This is a genomic window from Bacteroidota bacterium, assembly GCA_013360915.1.
Classification (GTDB): domain Bacteria; phylum Bacteroidota; class JABWAT01; order JABWAT01; family JABWAT01; genus JABWAT01.
The window spans coordinates 153,421-173,853 of record JABWAT010000001.1 but is presented as its reverse complement, the minus strand read 5'-3'; the positions used below and the strand labels follow the sequence as shown (position 1 = coordinate 173,853).

Sequence of the window (20,433 nt, the reverse complement as noted above, 5' to 3'; positions counted from 1 at the left end):
CCGATTTGAATACCTCACCCAAACGACTGTTCGTCATCGCCTATTATTTTCCTCCGATGGGTCTGTCGGGGGTTCAGCGTACCCTGAAGCTGGTAAAATACCTGCATGATTCCGGTTGGCCTTCCACGGTGCTGACCGTTACCGCCAAAACTTACATGGCCTTCGATGATTCGCTTCTGAAAGAAATCGCTGGTCGGGACATTGATGTGATCCGGACTCATCCGATCGATCCGGCCAAGGCATTTAAAAAGCGGAAAACCATTAAACTGAAAAGTGAATGGATCAGAAAACTCCTGAACCGGCTGTCCCAACTCATTTTCATTCCCGATAACAAACGCTACTGGATCAAGGAAGCCATCCGGAAAGGCATGGAGGAATTATCCTCCAAACCGTATGACCTTTTGTTTTCCACGGCCCCTCCCTATACCGATCATCTCGTCGGACTTGAGCTGAAAAAGCGAACCGGGCTGCCGCTGGTGGTCGATTTCAGAGATTCCTGGCTGGATAATCCATACCATTTTTACTGGACCCCATTTCACAAGACCCTGCACTATCACATGGAAAGGGGGGTGGTGAAAGGTGCCAACCTGATTCTGACCATCAACCGGGTGATTAAAGAAAAAATTGTGGCCAGGCACCGTGATATTCTGAATCTGTCTCAGGTGAAAATACTTTCGCAGGGCTACGACCAGGAAGATTTCGACCGGTATGGCGTTCCTTACCGGCCAGGTAATTATGATAAAATGCGTTGGATTTACACAGGCATTTTTTACGAAAGAAACACTCCGGAACCGTTGTACAAAGCTCTTGCATTGCTGAAAACCACTCATCCAACCGTGTTTCAGCAAATTGAATTTCACATGATCGGCTATGTTCAGAAGGAGTTTATCAACCGGACAAAAGCGCTCGATATCACCGATGCCTTTATCTATCATGACTATCAGGAACATCCAATGGCCATTCAATGGTTATGTCTGGCTGATGCCCTTTGGTTATCACTTGGTATCGGAAAAGGGTATGAATCCATTTCAACGGGTAAAGTGTATGAATATATCGGTTCAGGAAAACCAGTGATGGCACTGACACCGGATAACGAGGTCAGCCGGTTATTAAAGGGAATGAAAAATTCCACGGTCATTGATCCCGGAATGACCAGTCAGATCAGAGACACCATTGTGAACTGGCATCAATTGTGGACAACCAATTCGCTGCCACAATTACCTATGGAATTCCGAAAACCCTACGACCGGAAAAATCTGGCCTTCCAGCTCTCACGTGAATTGAATCAACTCCTTCGTCTGGATTAATCCTTGAAAAAAACCGGCCTTCTGCTTGCTGGTATCCTGATTCCTGTCTGGTGTTTGTCCCAACCGGCCGTAACCCGATATGTTTTAAAATCCGGACCAGAGACAACCTCCCGCCTTTCCAGAATGGCCTCCGATGTCTACCGGTTTGATGAACCCTGGATGCGGTTTCAGACGGTTACAGATTCCTTCCAGGTTCTCACTTTTCCCCAAACGCTCAGCCAGGATCTTCCGGAGCAGAGGGCGGGGCAGATGTACCAGGAACTCGTTTACCGGATTGATGGTATCGGCCAGAATGATTCGCTATACCGTACCCAGTGGAACATTCCGGCAGTCCGGTTTGATTTGCTGAAGGAATCGGATGTTCCTGTAAAACCGGTTACCGTTGCCATCATCGACACCGGTCTGGACCGGGAACACCCGGAACTGAAAAGCCGCTTGTGGTTCAATTCCGGAGAGGCACCAATAACCGATGGAACCGATTCTGATGGTAATGGAATCCGTGACGACTGGTCAGGGGTGGATTTCACCGGCAAGCAACCGGACGGACAGCCAAACGATGATCAGGGGCATGGAACAGCGGTCGCCGGAATTATTGGTGCAGAAGCTGGGAATGGACGGGGCATTGCAGGTCTGGCTCCGCACGCAGAATTGTTATCTCTGAAAGCCTTTGATGAAACCGGAAACGGAATCGAAACCACCATTGCCCGTGCCTTGCTGTATGCCTGGTACCGCAAAGCAGATGTGGTGAACATGAGTTTCGGTATCAACAATGAAAAATCCCTTCTGATTGAGAGCATTTTAAGGGCCATGGCACAGGATGGAATTATTCTGGTTGCCAGTTCAGGAAACCGGGGTGGCACAGACCGGCACTATCCATCCGCCTATGAAGGGGTCATCAGTGTGGGAGCCTCAACCATCGATAATTTCAGGGCCATCTTCTCTCAATTCGGAAACCGGCTCGATGTGCTTGCTCCCGGGGTCTCTGTTCCTTCCACATCGCCTGGCGGCGGATACGGTGATTTTTCGGGCACATCGGCCTCTGCACCTCATGTCTCTGCACTGGCTGCCTGGTTGAAGGCCATGGATCCGGGCATGTCGGTTGAATCATTCCGCTCCTTGCTGCAAACCACCTCCATCAAAACCGATTCGAGAGGTTTTTCTGCACCTGATGGGGCAGGCGTTGTAAATTTTTACCGGGCAATCAGTCAGGGGAGTGTCTCTGGCATGGTCCGTATTCATAAACCAGAGTCGGATGGATGGTGGGCAGAAAATGAGTTACCCGTTTCCATATCCGTTTCCGGACCAAACTTCAGTTCGTGGAGTTTATACATTCAACCTGGAAAAGGATATCCGGAAAACTGGACCACTCTGATCTCGGGGACCACTCAGGTGCTTGACTCGGTCGTCATCAGAATTCCTGCCGACAAGTGGGCCGGAAAAGATACCGTTTTAAGTCTCAGACTCCGCATGGAAAATCATACCGGTTCAGCAGTGGAAGACCGGCGGTTTGTTTTTCTGAATCAAAAACCATTGATAATTGAAGACAGTCTTTTTTACCGGACTTACCGTGGAAATCAGGCTGGCATTGGTGCAGAAATCAGAACGAGTCAGCCAGTGAAAGTGGACGTTTCACTTCCTGGTGTCATCAGTCCGGGTGAAACATGGAGGCATCTGACCGTTTCTGAAGTCCTCACCTCGGAAAACGGACCCCTGACACCGGTCTTTACCATTCGGAATCTGGCCGGAGATGAAAAAACCTTTTCCCGGCGCATTCCGGGATACCTCATGACCGATTGGAATGCATGGACTCCTTCGCCCATCCGGGAAACCTCACTTTCTGCTGGATTCATTCTTCCTGAAACCGCTGATTTTAATCAGGATGGATTTCCTGACCTGATACACTCGATGGAATCGGCCACATCCAGATATGGCTCCATTTCCTATATTGATGGCGCCACTCTGTCGGTTATGGATTCTATCACTGGAAATATCCTTGTCCCCAAAGATGTTGTCTTTTTTGATAACCGCTGGTATGCTCTTTTTATTTCGTTGGGTCGTTCCTTTATTTACCGGTCAACTTCTCCTTCCACACCTCCGGTAGAATTGTTTTACCAGAGTCAGAAAGGTAAAGAAGAGTGGGGAGGCGCACTAGAGGTCCGGAATGGATCCCTCCTTCTTCACTGGCGGAACAGTGAAACCTGGCACCGGACCGTTGTTAATGCATGGAATGGATCGGCCGGGGAAGAAAAACGATATGGTTTTCCCGATAATTATCAGCTGTCGGGTCCTCCGAAGGTCAGATTGGTGCGTTTTTCGGGTTCCGATCAACCGGACTATCTGGTAGCAGATCAGTACGGAAATCTGCTGCTTTTCAGAGACACGGGTGAGAACGTGTTTCCATTGATATGGGCCGAGCCGCTCCCTCTTTATCTGTCGAGTGATTTTATCGAAGCCTCGGACCTGACTGGTGATGGTCTGGATGAAATAATTGCACTGTCAAGAGATGTTGGAATCACCGACCCTGTTTATGATGAATCCTGGCCCGGAAGGTGGAATCTCCAGATATTTTCCTTTCATTCCGGTCAGAGTGAGCGTATCTATGACCGCTGGTTTACCGGATACTCTCCTGGAATCAAGGACCGGACCGGCCTGTTTGTCACGAATTCCGGAGCAGACCGCGTGATTTGCCTCAGTCTGGATCCCCATTTATATCAACTAAAAATCACGCCGGGTTATCCGGTCAATGTGTCCACCGGATCCTGGACATCGGGTGAACCAGCGGCTTCGGCTGGCAACTGGGATGGTTCCTCCTGGTGGACAACTTCTAACGGATATCTCACCTGGTGGATGCCTGATACTACGTCCATTCCGCGTATTACCTGGATCACCCAACTATCTGATACCAGTATGCGGGTCGAAGTGGATCGTGTGTTTGAAAAGCTGGTTTACACTTTCCGGTCGCAGAATGGCCTGGAAGTAACCGATTCTGTACTCCAGTCTTCCTCCTTTCTTCTGAAGGGTGCAGGAGCGGGAACGGTGCGGGTGGTTACTTCGGGCAATCATCGACGGTTGATAAATGGACGAAATCAGCGACAATTGACCTTTTATCCACGTGGATATCTGAATGCCTCATTCAGTCAGGGTTTTATCAGACTCGATGGCACCAATCCTATTCTGCCACCCGGACCGATTCCGGATTCCATCCGGTTCCACGGAAAAACACCCGATTGGTGGATACAGGAACAAGGTGGAAAAACCCTTTGGCTTCGGTTTCCCGGGGGGCTTGGCGGTCCGTTTCCGGTTCCGGCGATGAAAGATGAAAACAACCGGGTTCTGATTCCCGTACCAGACACCCTTTTTATTGTGCCGGAGCCCGTTAAAAGGTCAGCCTTTTATCTCACCCGGTTTGAAGTCTTCAGCCGTCAGAAGGCAAGGATCTTTTTTTCGTCACCGGTAGAGGTGGCTTCACTTTCTTCCGTTCTTTTAAAGAATCCGGGAATCGGGCTGACGGTGATAAATCCACTCCTGCTTGAACTTGAATCGCTGAAACAGCCGATTGGCAATGCCGGTAAGCCCCTTCTGGTCGATTTTGACGGATTATTGAGTGTTAACGGCGATTCGCTGGATGCCCGGACCCGGTATGTTTCTCTGGAAACGATGGGGAGCTCGGTGAAGGAGTTGCTGGTGTATCCGAATCCGTGGCGTCCGGGAACGCAACAGGATCTCACCTTTGCCGGATTGCCATCCGGAACAACCATTGCCATTTATGACATCACACTCCGGTTTCTGAAGGAACTGACTGTTGAACATGGGGCAGCATCGGTGAACTGGAGCGGGGAAGGAAACGATGGAAAAAGGGTGGGGTCGGGGATTTATATTTTCCGGGCCACGGGTCCGGATGGACAGGTAAAGGAAGGGAAGTTTGCGGTCATTCAATGAACCGGTCCGGGTCGGGATCACCGGAGGAATTGCTTCCGGAAAGTCACTGGCAGCTGCCTGGTTTGAACGATCGGGTTTTCCTGTTTTTTATGCCGATCTGGTTGCCAAATCGATTCCTGAAACCAATGCAGAGGTTCGAAGCGCGCTGATCGGATATTTTGGCGAGCAGGCCTTTCTTCCGGATAACCGGTTAAACAGACCTTTCCTCGCATCGGCCATTTTCGGGTCTGAAGAAAACCGTTTATGGATGAACCAATTGATTCATCCGCTTGTTCTGCAGGCATTCAAGACATTCTGCAATGAGCATGATACCGCTGAAATGATCATTCATGAGGCGGCCCTGATCTATCAGTCCGGATTTGATAAGCATCTGGATTTCGTTATTTTTATTTCGGCATCAGAGGAACTTCGAATCAATCGGGCCCTCAGCAGAGGAATGGATAGCCCTGAAGCAGTCAGACAAAGAATCATGGCACAAGGGGATCTGACAGTCTTTGAAAAAAAGGCTGACTTTCTTTTGTTCAATACCGGTACCCCTGAAGAACTGGAAGCAAAACTTGAAACCACACTCCGAGCAATCAGAAGTCACCATTGACTGGACCGACCGGGGCCGTCAGTTGTTCTTTAATACGTATGCCCGACAGTCCTTCATCCCGGTTCGCGGGGAAGGTGTGTATCTGTATGATGAGGATGGACGGGAATATCTTGATCTGGTCACCGGTTTAGGCGTTAACGCGCTGGGACATGCACACCCGGCCATTGTTGCTGCTGTGAATGACCAGATTCAGCGGTTCAGTCACCTTAGCAATGCTTTTATTAATATTCCGCAGGTTCGTCTTGCTGAACGGGTACTGGAGCTGAGTCCGGATCACCGCAAAGTTTTTTTTACCAACAGTGGAACCGAATCGGTCGAAGGTGCACTGAAACTGGTCAGACGATGGGCTGCCAAAAACAACCGCGATACCATTTTTGCTTTCAGCAAAGGATTTCATGGCCGGTCCCTTGGTGCGTTGTCGTTAACACATAAGGATAAATACAGGAAAGGTTACGGCCCCTTCATGCCAGAAGTGGCCCACCTTCAGTTTGATTCGCTGAAAGATCTTGAAAAGATCAATGAAAAAACCGCAGCCGTCTGTATCGAATTTGTATTGGGCGAGGGAGGAATCAGGCCCATTTCGTGTGAATTTGCCGATGAGCTGGATCGGTTGCACCGCCTTCATCAGTTCCTGCTGATTGCCGATGAAACTCAGAGCGGAGTTGGGCGTACTGGTCAGTTTTTTGCTTTTCAGTGGTACACACTCAAGCCGGATATCGTGGTAACTGCAAAACCCATCGGAGGCGGATTGCCATTGGGACTCATTTTGGGTAACCAACGGGTGGAAGGACTGTGGGGCCCCGGAGATCATGGAACCACATTTGGGGGAAATCCGGTAGCCTGTTCGGCTGGACTGGCTGTGATTGATTGGCTTTCCGATGGCGGAATGGCACATGTGGCGCAGGCAGGAAAAAAATTCGGGGATGCTTTAAGGTATCTTCAGGGCCGGTTTCCGGCTGTGATCCGGTCAACAAGGGCTTTTGGTCTGATGGCTGCAATTGAATTGTATCAGTCTTCCACCGATTATCCACAAAAGGCTCTTGGTGAAGGACTGATCATCAACTCAACAGATGACACCGTAATCAGGTTATTACCTCCCCTGATTATTCAGGATGAACATATACAGGAAATGGTAAGAAAATTTGAAAGGATATTCAGTAAATAATGGCCGTTAACGAAAACAGATTAAAAACAAAGGCAACCAGAGCTGATGACTCGATGATGCCTTTTACGAAGGAAAATTACATTCTCCTGAGCATTGGTATATTAATCATTCTGGTTGCTTACATCCTGATGGCTGTTGATAACCAGGTGGATGGCTGGATCAGTTTGTATCTGGCTCCCTATATGTTGGTATTCGGCTATGCCGAATTGGTTTTTGCCATCATGTATAACAAAAACGGCAAGAAGAAAAGTACGTAAACTATTGCTTTTATTGTTTTATTCTGCTAACTTTGTCCCACTTAATTTTAAAAGGAAGTCTGATTCCTTCTAAGTTAAGTAAAAATAAGTATTTAGGTCCGGTAGTTCAGTTGGTTAGAATGCCTGCCTGTCACGCAGGAGGTCGCGAGTTCGAGCCTCGTCCGGACCGCTGAAAAAGCCCACATTGGTGGGCTTTTTTGTTTCCTCGAGTTGGGATCATGTATCATACCTACATCCTATATTCCCAGATACTTGATAAGTATTACATTGGGTTCTCTTCCAATCTGGCGTTAAGGCTGTAACAAAATCTGGTTGTCCGTGGATTTTACTCTACAGCGAATCATTTGAAACAAAAAGGGATGCCATCCTTCGTGAAAAGCAGATAAAGCGGATGAAAAGCAGAAGATTTATAGAAACGTTAATCCCAGGAGGTCGTCCCGATGAGATCGGGAAGCCTCGTCCGGACCGCTGAAAAAGCCCACATTGGTGGGCTTTTTTGTTTAACAATTTCCCATAGGTTTTCCTGCTGTTCAACCAGGTTTTTCAGTTAACCATTATCCGATTCATTTAGCCGGGGAGCTAAGCCAGCAGACAGACCATCCGTTTAAAAAAAAAGGACTTCGGTTTGAAGTCCTTTTTTTCGGTAAAAAGTAGTGGGGCCGTTCAGCTGAGGATGGTCGATTTCTCCTGTGCAATCTGGGGAGCAGGGCGTTCTTCGGAGGCCATCCAAAGGGGTTGGTTATTGGTGATTTTAAAAATGCTGTACTTCCTGATGAACGGATTGACGTTGAGCCAACTCTGGAAAGACGAAAAGTCATCAAAAAAATGCTGTTCAGATTTGTTGCTGTAGAAAAATTCATAAACCGCAACGAAGCCAAAACTCGATTCCATTCGCAGAGCAAGTGATTCTTCGACAGACATTGGAAGCCCTTCCGCTAACTTTCACATGCAATATGGTATCAAAATCACCATATTTTCAGTGATAAAAATCACAAGACGTAAAAAATCATCCCGATTTAATCATAATTGTAACTTGCGCACCGCCCTGTGGGGAATTAATAATTACTTAAACAGGTTAAAGGGCCTATTCAGTTAACTATTTTTACCGTTTTCAAGGAAACACAATGAAGATACTGACTTTTATTCCTGTACTGCTTTTTACATTTCCATTACTGGCTCAGAACACTGGTGCGGATACAGCCGTTATCTCCAGAATTATCCGGGAAGGGACCGATCGATCCGGAGTGATGCAAACGGCCAGTTATCTGACCGATGTGTATGGTCCCCGTCTGACCGGATCCCCTGACTATGACCGGGCAGCTGAGTGGACTCTGAATGAATTGAAGCGATACGGGCTTGAGAACGTAAAAAAGGAAACCTTTGGACCATTTGGAAAAGGTTGGAGTCTGAAACGGTTTTATCTCCATGCCATGGAACCAGTTTCTTTCCCGGTGATCGGAGTTCCGAAGGCATGGTCACCTGCGGTCAAAGGTGTACAGAAAGCCGAGGTGGTCTGGCTAAATGTGAAATCAAGGGAAGAACTGGAAACTTACCGGGGTAAACTCGCGGGAAAACTGGTGATGATATCGGATCCGGTTGAACTGAAACCCGGATTCAAACCCGATGCCAGCCGACACAGTGATTCCACTTTACTTGTTCTTTCAAATGCCGATCCGAAGGGTACCAGGAACCGGTCAACCATGGGACAAGTGAACCCGGCCATTTCGGTCAGAGACAAATTCGAATTTGTAATCGCAGAGAAGGCGTTGGCAACAATTGAACCCAGCCGTGGTGATGATGGAACGGTTTTTTCGATGGGTGCCTATGTGGTTCAGCCTGAAAATGTGAGTTGGGATCAGCGGATCCAGGCATATTCCCCGGGGAATAAAACGGTTATTCCCCAGGTTGTGATTGCTGCAGAAAACTATAACCGTTGGGTCAGAATGATTGGAAAAGGGCAGACCATCCGGGCAGAAATGGTACTTGAAGTCTCCTTTACAGAAGAGAAGGATGGCTACAATCTTTTAGCCGAGATTCCTGGGACCGATTATCCGGAGGAAGTGGTGATGCTGGGCGGACATTTTGATTCCTGGCATGGCGGTACCGGTGCTACCGATAACGCATCGGGTGTTGCAGTGGCCATGGAAGCAATGAGGTTGCTGAAGGAAGCGGGTGTTCGGCCGAAACGGACAATCCGTATTGCTTTATGGGGTGGGGAAGAACAGGGCTTGCTCGGAAGCCGTGGCTACGTGAAAAAAAACCTTGGGGAGCGATTGGACAAGGCCGCTCCGTGGGACTCCATCCGGTACCAGCCGGCAGGAGAGAAGTTTTCAGTTTATTTCAACATGGATAACGGAACCGGAAAATTCAGGGGAATCTATATGGAAGGGAATGAGACAGCCAGACCGCTTTTCAGGGATTGGCTGAAACCATTCGCGACCAAAGGAGCAGCCACTCTGTCTCCGCTCAGTACCGGAGGAACCGATCACATGGCTTTTAACGCCATAGGATTGCCCGGTTTTCAGTTCATTCAGGATCCTATAGAATACTTTGCCAAAACCTGGCATTCCAACATGGACGTTTACGACAAACTCATCGAGGACGATCTGAAACACAATTCCATGGTAATGGCCGTCTTTGTGTATCAGGCCGCGATGATGGAAGGTCTTTTCCCCCGTAAACCCCTTAACTGATCATCTCTGCAGGATCATCCTGACAGATTCTGACTGTCTTCCACTGGTAATCCGGGCTATATACAGTCCGGATGCCCAGTGACTTCCTGCCTGAATTCGGACGGGGTTCAACCCCTGATTTCCATTAAACGGTCCGATTTCCTGAATTTTTCTGCCCAGAATATCATAGATGTCGATGGATATCATACCAGGTACAGCCAAATTAACAGGAAGGGTGGTTTCCGGGTTAAATGGGTTTGGATAGGCGGGATGAACACGGAAGGATTTCATTCTTTCCGCAATTCCGGTTCCTGCAGTTGACCGTGATAAAAAGACCTTGGCAACACCATCGGTTCCTGCTTCAGCGATTAACTTTTTACTTTCTCTGAGCAGGGTAACCGACCCGGTTCCCGAAAAAACGACTGAATCAATGACCAGTTCATCATCTGGTAATTCGGCAGGGTAGAGGCGAATCCCATCCGGATTGAACATTGAATGAACCCGGACATGCATCTGAATGGGTCTTTTGTGCACATAAAAGCTGGCATAAAGCCAGGAATAATATCCCAATTCAACGCTATGGTAACCTGCTTTGTATCCATTCCCCTTCTGATCACCCCAGGTCGGTTTCCCGGACCGTTCCCGGTCTGAATACACCTCTCCATAGGTATGATCAACAAAGTACCGCATAAAAAACGCCAGTGATTCGTCGGCCATTTCAAAGTACTTCATGTCTCCGGTCAGATCATATAAAATCAGGCCGGCCATAACCGCCTGCTGCATCTGCCACCACGCTTTTGCGGTATCGGGGTTTCCCCACATTTGCATGGTTCCTGTAAACCGGTCATAATCCTTATATGGACCTCCATACTGATGGTCATATCCGTTGTCGAGGACATGATCGGCCACCATTTTGGCCTGAGATAAATAGTTTTTGGTTCCGTCCAACTGATCAACCCTGGCCAGACACCAGGCAGTTTTAAGCACATGACCCATGATAGAAAGGTTTTGGGATGCATTCTGTTTCCAATCGGAAGTAAAATGTTCACAAAATCCGATTGCCTGATCGGGCATACTGGCGATGAACCGATTTACGGCCAGATCGGCCATATCATGAAGTCGTTCCTTATAAATGATGGAATCGGGGAATTGGGTGGTCAGACCAATGAGGTGGGTGGTGATGGCATCCAAATGGGAATTGAATGTTTTATTGGCTGGTGATGTAAGATTGTATTTCGCAACATCGTAATAACCTTCACGTCCCGGGGTCTTATCCCAGAAATTGGTTTCGTTGGATGCAAAACCAGTCCGGATCCACCGAAGCACCGAGGTGTCACCGGTTGCTTCATAAAAAGCCATCAAACCCAGAAGGGCATAGTGCTGGAAAAAGGCGGTTTTATCGGAAAAACGGTTGACGGGCGCGCCGGTTTCCTTTAACTCATGAATCCAGCCATGATAGGCAGGATCCCAGGCATATTTGGTCATAAATGCCAGAGCCCTGCGTGCATAACGCAAAGAGGAGGTATCGCCGGTCATCTGGAAATGTCTGGAAAACGCATAGGCATTTCGTGATTGAGTGAGCAGGTGTTTATATCCGCCCTGAGAGGAAATCCATTTTCCCTGCCGGTCCACATTTGTATAAAACGCCCCGGAAACAGGTTCAAAACTTTTTTTCCAGAACCGGATGCAACTATCCACATAGCTGATCAGCTTGTCTGGTTCCTTCAGATGTACGGATTGATAGGTGAGAGGCTGAGCAGGAAGAACCAATGGAAGCTGGGTTACCGGCAATAAAAAAAGAAGAAATACCAGTCGCATAAGGCGGACCTCAGAAGAATAGTGAAACCTGATCGGGTCTGATCCGTACAATGATGGGACTTATAAGGAACTTAATCAATGAAATGGTCCCTGTTTTTGCTGGTCACAGCATTCATCTTTACCGGATGTGATACACCCGATACCCCCGATTATAAAATCAAAGTGACCGCCTTATCGGCAGAGTACCTTGCCGGAGACACCATTACTGTCAGAATCACCAATAAGGGAGATGCTTCGGTTTTTCTGGCCATTTCTGACAGTCTTACCAATCTGATTGCCTATGATTTGCAGCAAAAATCGGTAACCGGATGGAAAACGGTTTCTCCTGCCGGCACCATCCTTCCGGGGAAAGCCGTTGAACTCCCATCCGATGCCTCACTTGATTACCGTTTCCGGATTCCGTTCAGTTCCATTCCTGAAAATGGAACCACAGTATTCAGAGTTAATCACCGAATCTATTTGGAAGCTTCTTTGAGCCGACAGGCCGGAATACAGGAAACAGCCACCGCGCCGTTTTTTATCAAACCCCTTTGAATCATCCTTCCCGCAATTAAAACCCGGTTCGCCGGGTTTTTTTGTTTCTGCGTTTCCGTGCATAAAGGAACCCACTATATTTGCACCATTCTTTGGAGTTCCTATGCGATTCAGATTTCTGGTTTTCCTGTCACTCCTGTTTGCCGGTTTTGCCTTACAGGCATCGGATAAACCAAAGCTCATTGTTGGGATCGTCGTTGACCAGATGCGTTATGATTATCTGGTCCGATTCAAATCGGGATTCGGAGCAGGCGGATTTAACAGACTTCTTGAGGGAGGCCGGAATTTTACTTCCTGCAATTATAACTACATTCCCACCTACACAGCTCCGGGACATGCCAGTATTTATACAGGAACCACTCCCAGAGTTCACGGAATAGTAGGTAACAGCTGGTACGACCGCAGATCGGGGAAAGCCTTTTCCAATGTGTACGATTCCACTGTCACGCCAATCGGTTCGGATGAAAAGGCCGGTCTTGCTTCGCCCGTCAATCTGATGGCTCCAACCATCGGAGACCATCTCAAGGCTCAACTTGGTAAGGGTACCCGGGTTTTTTCGGTTTCGATTAAGGATCGGGGCGCTATTCTTCCCGGCGGCAAAGCAGCCAATGGTGCCTTCTGGTATGACTCCAAATCGGGATTGTTTACCACTTCTTCCTATTACTATAGAGAAGCACCTGTCTGGTTAACCGAATTCAACAACCGGAATCTGCCTGTTTCGCTGATGTCAAAGGACTGGGTTCTTAAAAATCCGGCCATGTCTTTCACGGGAATGACAGCAGATGAGGTGGAATGGGAGCATGATATTTTTAAAGAGGGGGATCGTTCATTCCCGCACACATTTTCCCATCTTTCTGAAAAAAAACGGGCCGACCTGCTTGCTTTCACACCAGGCGGTAATGAAATCGTACTGGAATTGGCTCTGACCGTTCTTGCAAAGGAAGGCCTCGGCAAATCATCCGGAACGGATCTGCTGGCCATTTCCTTTTCCTCACCCGACTATATTGGTCATTCTTACGGACCCAACTCGCTCGAAGTGGCCGATTGTTACCTAAGGCTGGATGAGCAGATTGCCAGATTGTTATCCGCTCTGGATTCTGAGGTTGGAAAAGACCGTTACCTTCTGTTTTTGTCCGCTGATCATGGTGTCAGTGAATCGCATGGTTATCTGCGGAGTGTGGGTGTGGATTGCGGGCACTATGTCGAATCTCCTGTAAAGGATTCGCTGAATCACTTTCTTTCCGGCTATTTCGGAAAGGATTCACTCGTTCTTAGTGTGAGCAATGATCAGGTCTACCTGAATGAAGATCTGATAACATCAGAGGGAATTGATCAGTCATCGGTGATGGAAGCTGCTGCCCGGTATCTTTCGCTGAATCTGCCCCAGTTGGTCAGTGTCTTTGACATGGATTATTTACGCAACCGTCCGGTGGTCCGTTCCATGGAAGCGATGATATCAAATGGCTGGAATCCATCCAGATCGGGAGAGATTGCGTTCATGTCCAAACCCTATTTTCACAATTCCGATTTATCGGTGGGAACCAGTCACGGATCGGGGTATTCATACGACACCCACGTTCCAATGCTCTTTTATGGATGGAAAGTCAGTCCAGGGACCATTGACCAGCCGGTTTACATCATTGACATTGCGCCCACGGTTACCCGTCACCTTAACATGACCAGTCCCGGGGGCGCCTCAGGTCTGGCACAGCCGCTGAGATAGTTATGGGATTTCCATGGTCATTGGTTTTCCGATTACTGAAATCGGCTGGAAAGGAATGGATCCGGTCCGATTTTTCGAATGGGAACGGATCCACCACCGGACCTGGTGCCGATCCTGCACTGGTTGATCTGGTAAAAACCACACGGACCCATCAGGAGGCCATTTCACGGCTGACAGATGACGTAAAAACATTGAACCAACAGGTTCAGTTGCTGATCAAACTGGTTCAATGGCTGATTATACTGATTGCAACGGCTTTGCTGATTGCCATTATCTGGTTGTTTACGAATTAGAGGGGAAGCGAACATGAAGGACAAACACCCGATCGATTACAATTCAGACCTGTTTCACCCATCAAAGGCTGTGGTTAAGCAGGCGAATATTAAAAACTACGAGGAACTTTATTCTCGTTCCATCCGTGATCCGCAGGGATTCTGGGCGGAGGAAGCAAAAAAGCTTCAGTGGTTCCGTAAATGGGATAAGGTTCTCGATGACACAAATAAACCGTTTTTCAAATGGTTTACCGGCGGGCGGTTCAACATTGTTTCGAATGCCATTGACCGGCACCTGTCCAACTGGCGCCGTAATAAACTGGCCATCATCTGGGAAGGAGAACCTGGTGATGTTAAGACGATGTCCTATCATGCCCTGAACAGGGAAGTCTCCAGATTTGCCAATGTTCTTAAAAGCATGGGAGTCAGAAAGGGAGAGGTGGTTACGGTTTATATGCCTCAGATCCCTGAACTGCCTATTGCAATGCTTGCCTGCGCAAAAATCGGCGCCATCCACTCGGTTGTTTACGGCGGATTCAGTGCAGAAGCCCTGGCAGGCAGAATTGAAGATGCCAAAAGCAGGGTACTTATCACCGCTGATGGTGGTTTCCGGAGAGGGAATGTGACCGATCTGAAAGGAATCGCCAACGAGGCCATGCGCCGGTCACCGACGGTGGAAGTTTGCATTGTGGTGAAACGTACCGGACATGATGTCCACATGCAGGCGGACCGGGATTTCTGGTATCACGATCTGATGGCCCTTCCGATTGCCAATCCGAAATGTTCCACCGAAATACTTGATGCAGAAGATCCGCTGTTCATCTTATACACATCAGGGACGACCGGTAAACCCAAGGGATTGTTGCACACGCATGGTGGTTATGCTGTTTACACTTCCACCACACACCGGTATGTATTTGATATCAAAGATGAAGATCGCTGGTGGTGTGCGGCCGATCCGGGTTGGATAACCGGTCACAGTTATCTGGTCTATGCGCCGCTGATCAATGGCGCAACGATTATGATGTATGAAGGGGCGCCCAATCATCCCTACCCGAACCGTTGGTGGGCCATGATTGAAAAGTATGGCATTACCATTTTATACACGTCTCCGACAGCCATCCGTGGACTGATGCGTTATGGAGAATCCTGGCCGAACCGGCATGATCTCACTTCATTGCGTTTGCTGGGTTCGGTGGGAGAACCTATCAATCCTGAAGCATGGAAATGGTATCACCGGGTGATCGGACGAGGGGAATGTCCCATCATGGATACCTGGTGGCAGACAGAAACTGGCGGATTTGTCATTACGCCCCTGCCCATCACCCCGCTGAAACCCGGGTCGGCCACGCGTCCGTTTTTCGGACACGAGGTGGCCATTGTGGATGATCATGGTCATCCGGTGCCGGATGGAGATGAAGGAAAACTGGTCCTGCAGGCTCCCTGGCCAGGCATGGCCAGGTCCATCTGGGGAGATCCGGAACGATTCAGGGAAACCTACTGGAAGGACTTCGAGGCCCAGGGTTGGTACAAAGCCGGCGATGCTGCCCGCCGGGATCAGGACGGATATTACTGGATCATCGGCCGCATTGATGATGTGATAAAAGTCAGTGGTTACCGTTTAGGAACTGCAGAAATTGAAAGTGCACTGATTACCCATCCGGCGGTTGCAGAATCGGCAGCAATCGGAGTTCCGCACGAGGTGAAAGGGAACAGCATCTACTGTTATGTGATCCTGAGATCCGGAATTATGGGTTCTAAACAGTTAAGCGAAGAGCTCAAAGACCACGTTGGAAAGGAATTGGGACCCATTGCCAAACCAGAGCATATTGAGTTTGTAGACGTGCTGCCCAAGACCCGAAGCGGGAAAATCATGCGACGGGTTCTGAAAGCCCGGGCACTTGGTCAGGAAGTGGGAGATACCTCTACGCTGGAAGAATAAAATCTCATTATAGCGGACTCTCCCAGGTGTATAACCGGGTTAGATTAAATCCGAGAAAGAAGTGTTTGTCGGTCCAATCCCGATCGGAACCCAACACACTTCTGATGGTGGATATCTGATTGGAGTTTGAAGCCAGAATCTGAAAAGAGTGACCTGCGACCTCAAAGTTTACTCCGACTGAAACCGCATCCCACGCAAGGCGCTGGGCAGAATTGGTGTTGTAGGCATCACGGTTGAACATGGGAGTCCATTCAACCATCACACCAACTGTTTTGGTCAGCAGGTAATGAGCCGTGGCGGTGACTCCCCACATGGGTTGTGCGTCGGTTTCACTTTTGGCCGTCCGTAACCGCTGAATGATCACCGGTGCGATCTGTGTGGAAAAATCACGGGTCCATTTCCGGGCGATCAGCACGGAAGCCATCAGGTGGGTGGTTTCGGCACTTTTCAGCAAGGACTGATCCCATTGGCCATAGAGCGAAACGGAAACCGGTTTGCTACCGCTGGTTGTCTGGCTCATCAGTCGGTATTGAGTGTGAAAATCCCATGTTTTTAACGTGTTCGAGCGTGACACTCCCACCATCCAATCATCACTCAGCGCAGCATCAATTCCGAAACTGACCGACGCCCCGAGATCCAGACCAAACATGTCGTAAAGACCGGTGTAAGCATCACCAAACCGGTGACCAACCCTGAACTCCCATGTCCCGGCAAATAATTGATCAACGGACCGGGTATTGATCAGGTTGGTGCTTCTGAAAGTACGGGTAACCGGTTCATCGGTTACCGGTTCTCCATCTCCACCGGGAAAAAGAAACAGGGCAGTGAGCACGAGGTTTATCATAATCAATCCAGTTTAATAATGGCCGACATTTTTAAAATATCACTGACTTTTCCGATCAGAAATTTTTCGGGGGTTTCAATTTTGAAATCAGAAAGCCGAAGGTCCCAGTATGCAGTCAGAACACCGCCAGAAATGGTTCCTGCAATAACCTGATCACGGGTTACACCATGAAGGGTAAATTTACCTTTGGCAATGATCTCTCCGGGCTTTTTTCCGGCACGGAAGGTGCCAACGAAAGTGGCAGTGGGGTACCGGTCGGTTTCAAGATAATCTTCATACATGTGAATATCTCTTAGCTTTATACCGGTTTTTAACTGATTCAGGGAAAATGACAATGAAAAAGTGCTGTCCCTGAAACTGATGGTTCCCGACAAGCCATTGCCTTCTCCGCTGAATTTCAGATCGGGTCCAACCGATTCAGTATTGGTTTCAAACCGGGCCAGGGCTTGCTTTATCGTGACTTCCTGAGCCAGGACGGGAAAGGAGAGACTGCTGAATAGCAGGATAGAAAAAAGGGTGATTTTCATTAGGGTTATTCCGGAAATCCGTTTTGTTGCCAGGTTTTAAAGGCTTGTATCTGGTCTGCTGCCAATTTCGGTCCGCCCTTTGGCATGAGTTGACTGTCACCTGGTGATAACTGAGTCCGTCGAAGGATTTCGGATATTTCCGATTTCACACCATTGAGTGTTCCGAAGTTAAAATGACAGGACTGGCATTTTGCCGAGATGATGGGCTTTATGGTTGATTGATAGGTGACCTGAACGGGTTGCGGATCAGGTTTGGCTTCCTGTTCGCTGTCAGGTCCGAAATCATTGCTGGTGCATCCAAAGAAAAAGAGGCAGGTAACCAAGGCGGTCAGTGTTTGAATTTTCATCCGTTTTCCTTTCTGGATTTTGAAAATACGCCGGCAGTGGGCGTATGGAAGATTGAACACGCCGGCAGGAATCAGAAATTCCTGAAAACGTGCGTTGAAACACAGGTTAAGGATACCTGACTTCGAACCGGACCGATCCTGTACGGCCTTTCGAATCGGTTGCGGTGACTGAATAATAGGTGTCGGTGGGTTTAAACCAGGCGGATTCACCTCGACGGACACGGATGGTCTCGGATTGATTGATCACCCAGATCAGGTAATCGGAATCGACCGGCACATTGGCAGACAGTTCCAGACTGATCGGATCGTCCCGGTCCACATAGTAAGTAAACTGGTGAAGCGGTGACAGAATCGTCAGCGGTTCGTCGCTGATCCAGCGGGTGCATGAAGGATTGTGCGGGGGACTTTCCCTGAACGGATGGTGCACGGAACGGTAAAATGCAGCCAGATCAGCAGAGACATTGTCATACCAGTCGATGCGGTAACCTGCCTCTGGCTGGCAATTCGGACAGTAGCTGGTGGTTCCGGATGGATTGATCATCACCTTTTTCTGATGATCGCAGGGTCCGGTCAGGGTCATACCAGGAATGTAGACATCCATGACCTGGTCCTTACACTCTGGACCTGCCGGTTTTCCAGTGACCTGACATACCATCCTGATGCCGGTTTCGGAGGGTCTGGCAGGCGGCCACAAGCCTGGTTCAGGTTGAATAGCTGCCATCAGATCTGCCAGTACCGGAACACAGATATCGGTACCGGACAGATGATAGACCCCGGTTCCATCAAAGTTACCCGCCCACACACCGATCGTGTAGGAATCATTGTAGCCGATCGCCCACCCATCGCGCCGGCCGTAAGAGGTCCCGGTTTTCCAGGAGAAGGTAAGTCGTTTCGATGGGTCTGAACCGGCTGCACGTACCGATTCATCCGTGTGTGATGACAGAATACTGCTGATCATCCAGGCAGCGGATTCACTCATGACCCGCACAGAAGAAGTATCCGACTGGCCCTGCTCCATCCGGACTTTCCTGAACAGTCCCCGGTTCGCGAAAACCGTGTATGCCTGGGTCAGTTCGAACAGAGTCACCCCGCATCCACCGAGCACAAAGGAGAGCCCCAGTCCGTCCTGTTGATTCTGCAGCGACCCCATATCCATGGAAGTGAGCCATTCGATACATTGCCGGACGGTCAGTTGACTGGCCAGAGAAACCGCCGGAATATTCAGTGAACGTGTGAGGGCTTCGGTCACGGTAATCCTTCCGGCGAATTCTCCACTGTAGTTCACAGGCTGATATCCATTAAAGTTTGCAGGAAGGTCATTAATCATCATCAAAGGCGTCACAAGACCTGCATCGATCGCACGGGCATAGACAAACGGTTTCAGTGAGCTGCCGGGTGACCGGATGGCTAAAATACCATCGACCTGACCGCTGAATTGTTCTTCTGAAAAGTCGGGGGATCCCACCCAGGCAAGGACCTCAGAGCGTTGATTATCAATGACAATGGCAGCCATGCTGTTAATACCAGTAAATCGGTTGCGGCTGGCATGTGAATAGATCAGCTGTTCCGTTTTCTGCTGAACCGACGGGTCAATGGTGGATTGTATGTTGGCATTGCCGGACGCTTTGGCAACCAGGAACCGGGAAAGATGAGGAATGCCGCGGGGAAACGATTTTGGTGTAAAGGTCAAAGGTTCAGCAGAAGCATCATCCGTGCTTAACTCTCCCCAGTTTCCGTTTTCGGTCAGTTTCTGAAGCCATTCATTCCGTCGGGCCAGAAGGACTTTGTTCGATTCGTGGGGACGGTACAAACGGGGACGGTTTGGAATAATGGTCAGGGTAATGAATTGGGCCGGGCTGAGGGTTTCGACCGGTTTCTGGAAATAGTACCATGAAGCGGTCCCCGCACCTTCAATGTTTCCTCCGTATGGCAGCCGATCCAGGTAGGCATGAAGGATTCCGGTTTTTGAATACGTCCATTCCAGCTGCAGGGCTCTGAAGCATTCAATCAGCTTTGATGAAAGCGTCCGTGAGCGTGGTTCAGTCAGCCGTGCCAGTTGCATGGTGATGGTCGAAGCGCCCGAAGAAACATATCCGTCCCGAAGATTGCCAGCCAAGGCCCGAATGATCGAAAAGGGATTGATCCCCGGGTGGATCCAGAACCAGCGGTCTTCTTTATCAATAATGGTTCTGATCAGATCCGGATTGGTTTTCGACCAGTCGGTGCGGATTCTCCATTTTTCATCTGCCGATAAGGCGACATGCTGTATCGCCCCTGTACGATCGATAACGACCGGAGAGTAGGGAGAGAGGGGAGGAAGGGGAAACACGGCATTGAATACCAGAAAAAGCGTGAACAGTCCCCCTGCGGGAAAAATTAACCAGATCAGACAGAATCTGACGAAAGGCGGTCGGGAAGAGAGAATCCGGATCATCGGGAATCAGGCCGGTTTTTCACAGAAACGAAACCGCCCCACAGAGGGGGCGGCATT

Annotated in this window: 16 protein-coding genes and 1 tRNA gene; 11 read left to right on the top strand and 6 right to left on the bottom strand. The window is 49.1% G+C overall.

Translation table 11 applies throughout. The annotated features are described in order from the left end of the window. Positions 1–5 precede the first annotated feature (5 nt). The 6 genes from HUU10_00780 to HUU10_00755 all read left to right on the top strand — a co-directional run bounded on the left by HUU10_00780 (position 6) and on the right by HUU10_00755 (position 7,432). Positions 6–1,307 (top strand): hypothetical protein, encoded by a 1,302-nt coding sequence (locus tag HUU10_00780; protein ID NUQ80118.1) that lies wholly within the window; start codon positions 6–8, stop codon positions 1,305–1,307. A gap of 3 nt (positions 1,308–1,310) precedes the next feature. Continuing rightward, positions 1,311–5,246 (top strand): S8 family serine peptidase, encoded by a 3,936-nt coding sequence (locus HUU10_00775; protein NUQ80117.1) that lies wholly within the window; start codon positions 1,311–1,313, stop codon positions 5,244–5,246. Further along, positions 5,230–5,841 carry a dephospho-CoA kinase gene (locus HUU10_00770; GenBank protein ID NUQ80116.1) on the top strand — a complete coding sequence of 204 codons (612 nt, stop codon included), beginning with the start codon at positions 5,230–5,232 and terminating at the stop codon, positions 5,839–5,841. The genes HUU10_00775 and HUU10_00770 overlap by 17 nt, the downstream gene beginning before the upstream one ends. After that, complete coding sequence (locus tag HUU10_00765) at positions 5,804–7,006, top strand: aminotransferase class III-fold pyridoxal phosphate-dependent enzyme (protein ID NUQ80115.1); 1,203 nt, start codon at positions 5,804–5,806, stop codon at positions 7,004–7,006. Before HUU10_00770 ends, HUU10_00765 begins: the two co-directional genes overlap by 38 nt. A gap of 53 nt (positions 7,007–7,059) precedes the next feature. After that, the gene (locus tag HUU10_00760) at positions 7,060–7,263 is read left to right on the top strand and encodes a DUF3098 domain-containing protein (GenBank protein ID NUQ80114.1); all 204 of its coding nucleotides are present in this window, start codon (positions 7,060–7,062) and stop codon (positions 7,261–7,263) included. Positions 7,264–7,358: 95 nt separating this feature from the next. Next, a tRNA-Asp gene (locus HUU10_00755) sits at positions 7,359–7,432 on the top strand. Positions 7,433–7,926: 494 nt separating this feature from the next. Here the strand turns inward: HUU10_00755 and HUU10_00750 are convergent. Continuing rightward, complete coding sequence (locus HUU10_00750; GenBank protein NUQ80113.1) at positions 7,927–8,184, bottom strand: hypothetical protein; 258 nt, start codon at positions 8,182–8,184, stop codon at positions 7,927–7,929. A gap of 203 nt (positions 8,185–8,387) precedes the next feature. Between HUU10_00750 and HUU10_00745 the strand changes: the two genes are divergently transcribed. Further along, positions 8,388–9,956 carry a M20/M25/M40 family metallo-hydrolase gene (locus HUU10_00745; protein ID NUQ80112.1) on the top strand — a complete coding sequence of 523 codons (1,569 nt, stop codon included), beginning with the start codon at positions 8,388–8,390 and terminating at the stop codon, positions 9,954–9,956. Here the strand turns inward: HUU10_00745 and HUU10_00740 are convergent, their stop codons facing one another. After that, entirely contained in the window at positions 9,957–11,753 is a 1,797-nt protein-coding gene (locus HUU10_00740) for an AGE family epimerase/isomerase (protein ID NUQ80111.1), read from the bottom strand. It lies immediately after the preceding gene. A gap of 78 nt (positions 11,754–11,831) precedes the next feature. Between HUU10_00740 and HUU10_00735 the strand changes: the two genes are divergently transcribed. The 4 genes from HUU10_00735 to acs all read left to right on the top strand — a co-directional run bounded on the left by HUU10_00735 (position 11,832) and on the right by acs (position 16,224). Further along, positions 11,832–12,287 (top strand): hypothetical protein, encoded by a 456-nt coding sequence (locus HUU10_00735; protein NUQ80110.1) that lies wholly within the window; start codon positions 11,832–11,834, stop codon positions 12,285–12,287. Positions 12,288–12,390: 103 nt separating this feature from the next. Next, a complete protein-coding gene (locus HUU10_00730; GenBank protein ID NUQ80109.1) occupies positions 12,391–14,010 on the top strand; it encodes an alkaline phosphatase family protein in 1,620 nt (539 codons plus the stop codon). A 2-nt stretch (positions 14,011–14,012) separates the two neighbouring features. Continuing rightward, on the top strand, positions 14,013–14,303 hold the full coding sequence (locus tag HUU10_00725) for a hypothetical protein (GenBank protein NUQ80108.1): 291 nt from the start codon (positions 14,013–14,015) through the stop codon (positions 14,301–14,303). Between the two features lie 13 nt (positions 14,304–14,316). Continuing rightward, complete coding sequence (gene acs / locus HUU10_00720) at positions 14,317–16,224, top strand: acetate--CoA ligase (protein NUQ80107.1); 1,908 nt, start codon at positions 14,317–14,319, stop codon at positions 16,222–16,224. A 7-nt stretch (positions 16,225–16,231) separates the two neighbouring features. Here the strand turns inward: acs and HUU10_00715 are convergent, their stop codons facing one another. From HUU10_00715 to pbpC, 4 genes are all read right to left on the bottom strand, one after another. Continuing rightward, positions 16,232–17,068: a hypothetical protein gene (locus HUU10_00715; protein ID NUQ80106.1), complete on the bottom strand. Its 837-nt coding sequence runs from the start codon at positions 17,066–17,068 to the stop codon at positions 16,232–16,234. 2 nt (positions 17,069–17,070) lie between these two features. Next, entirely contained in the window at positions 17,071–17,595 is a 525-nt protein-coding gene (locus HUU10_00710; protein ID NUQ80105.1) for a YceI family protein, read from the bottom strand. A gap of 5 nt (positions 17,596–17,600) precedes the next feature. Further along, positions 17,601–17,942: a hypothetical protein gene (locus HUU10_00705; GenBank protein NUQ80104.1), complete on the bottom strand. Its 342-nt coding sequence runs from the start codon at positions 17,940–17,942 to the stop codon at positions 17,601–17,603. Between the two features lie 106 nt (positions 17,943–18,048). Next, entirely contained in the window at positions 18,049–20,376 is a 2,328-nt protein-coding gene (gene pbpC / locus HUU10_00700; protein ID NUQ80103.1) for a penicillin-binding protein 1C, read from the bottom strand. Positions 20,377–20,433: the final 57 nt, after the last annotated feature.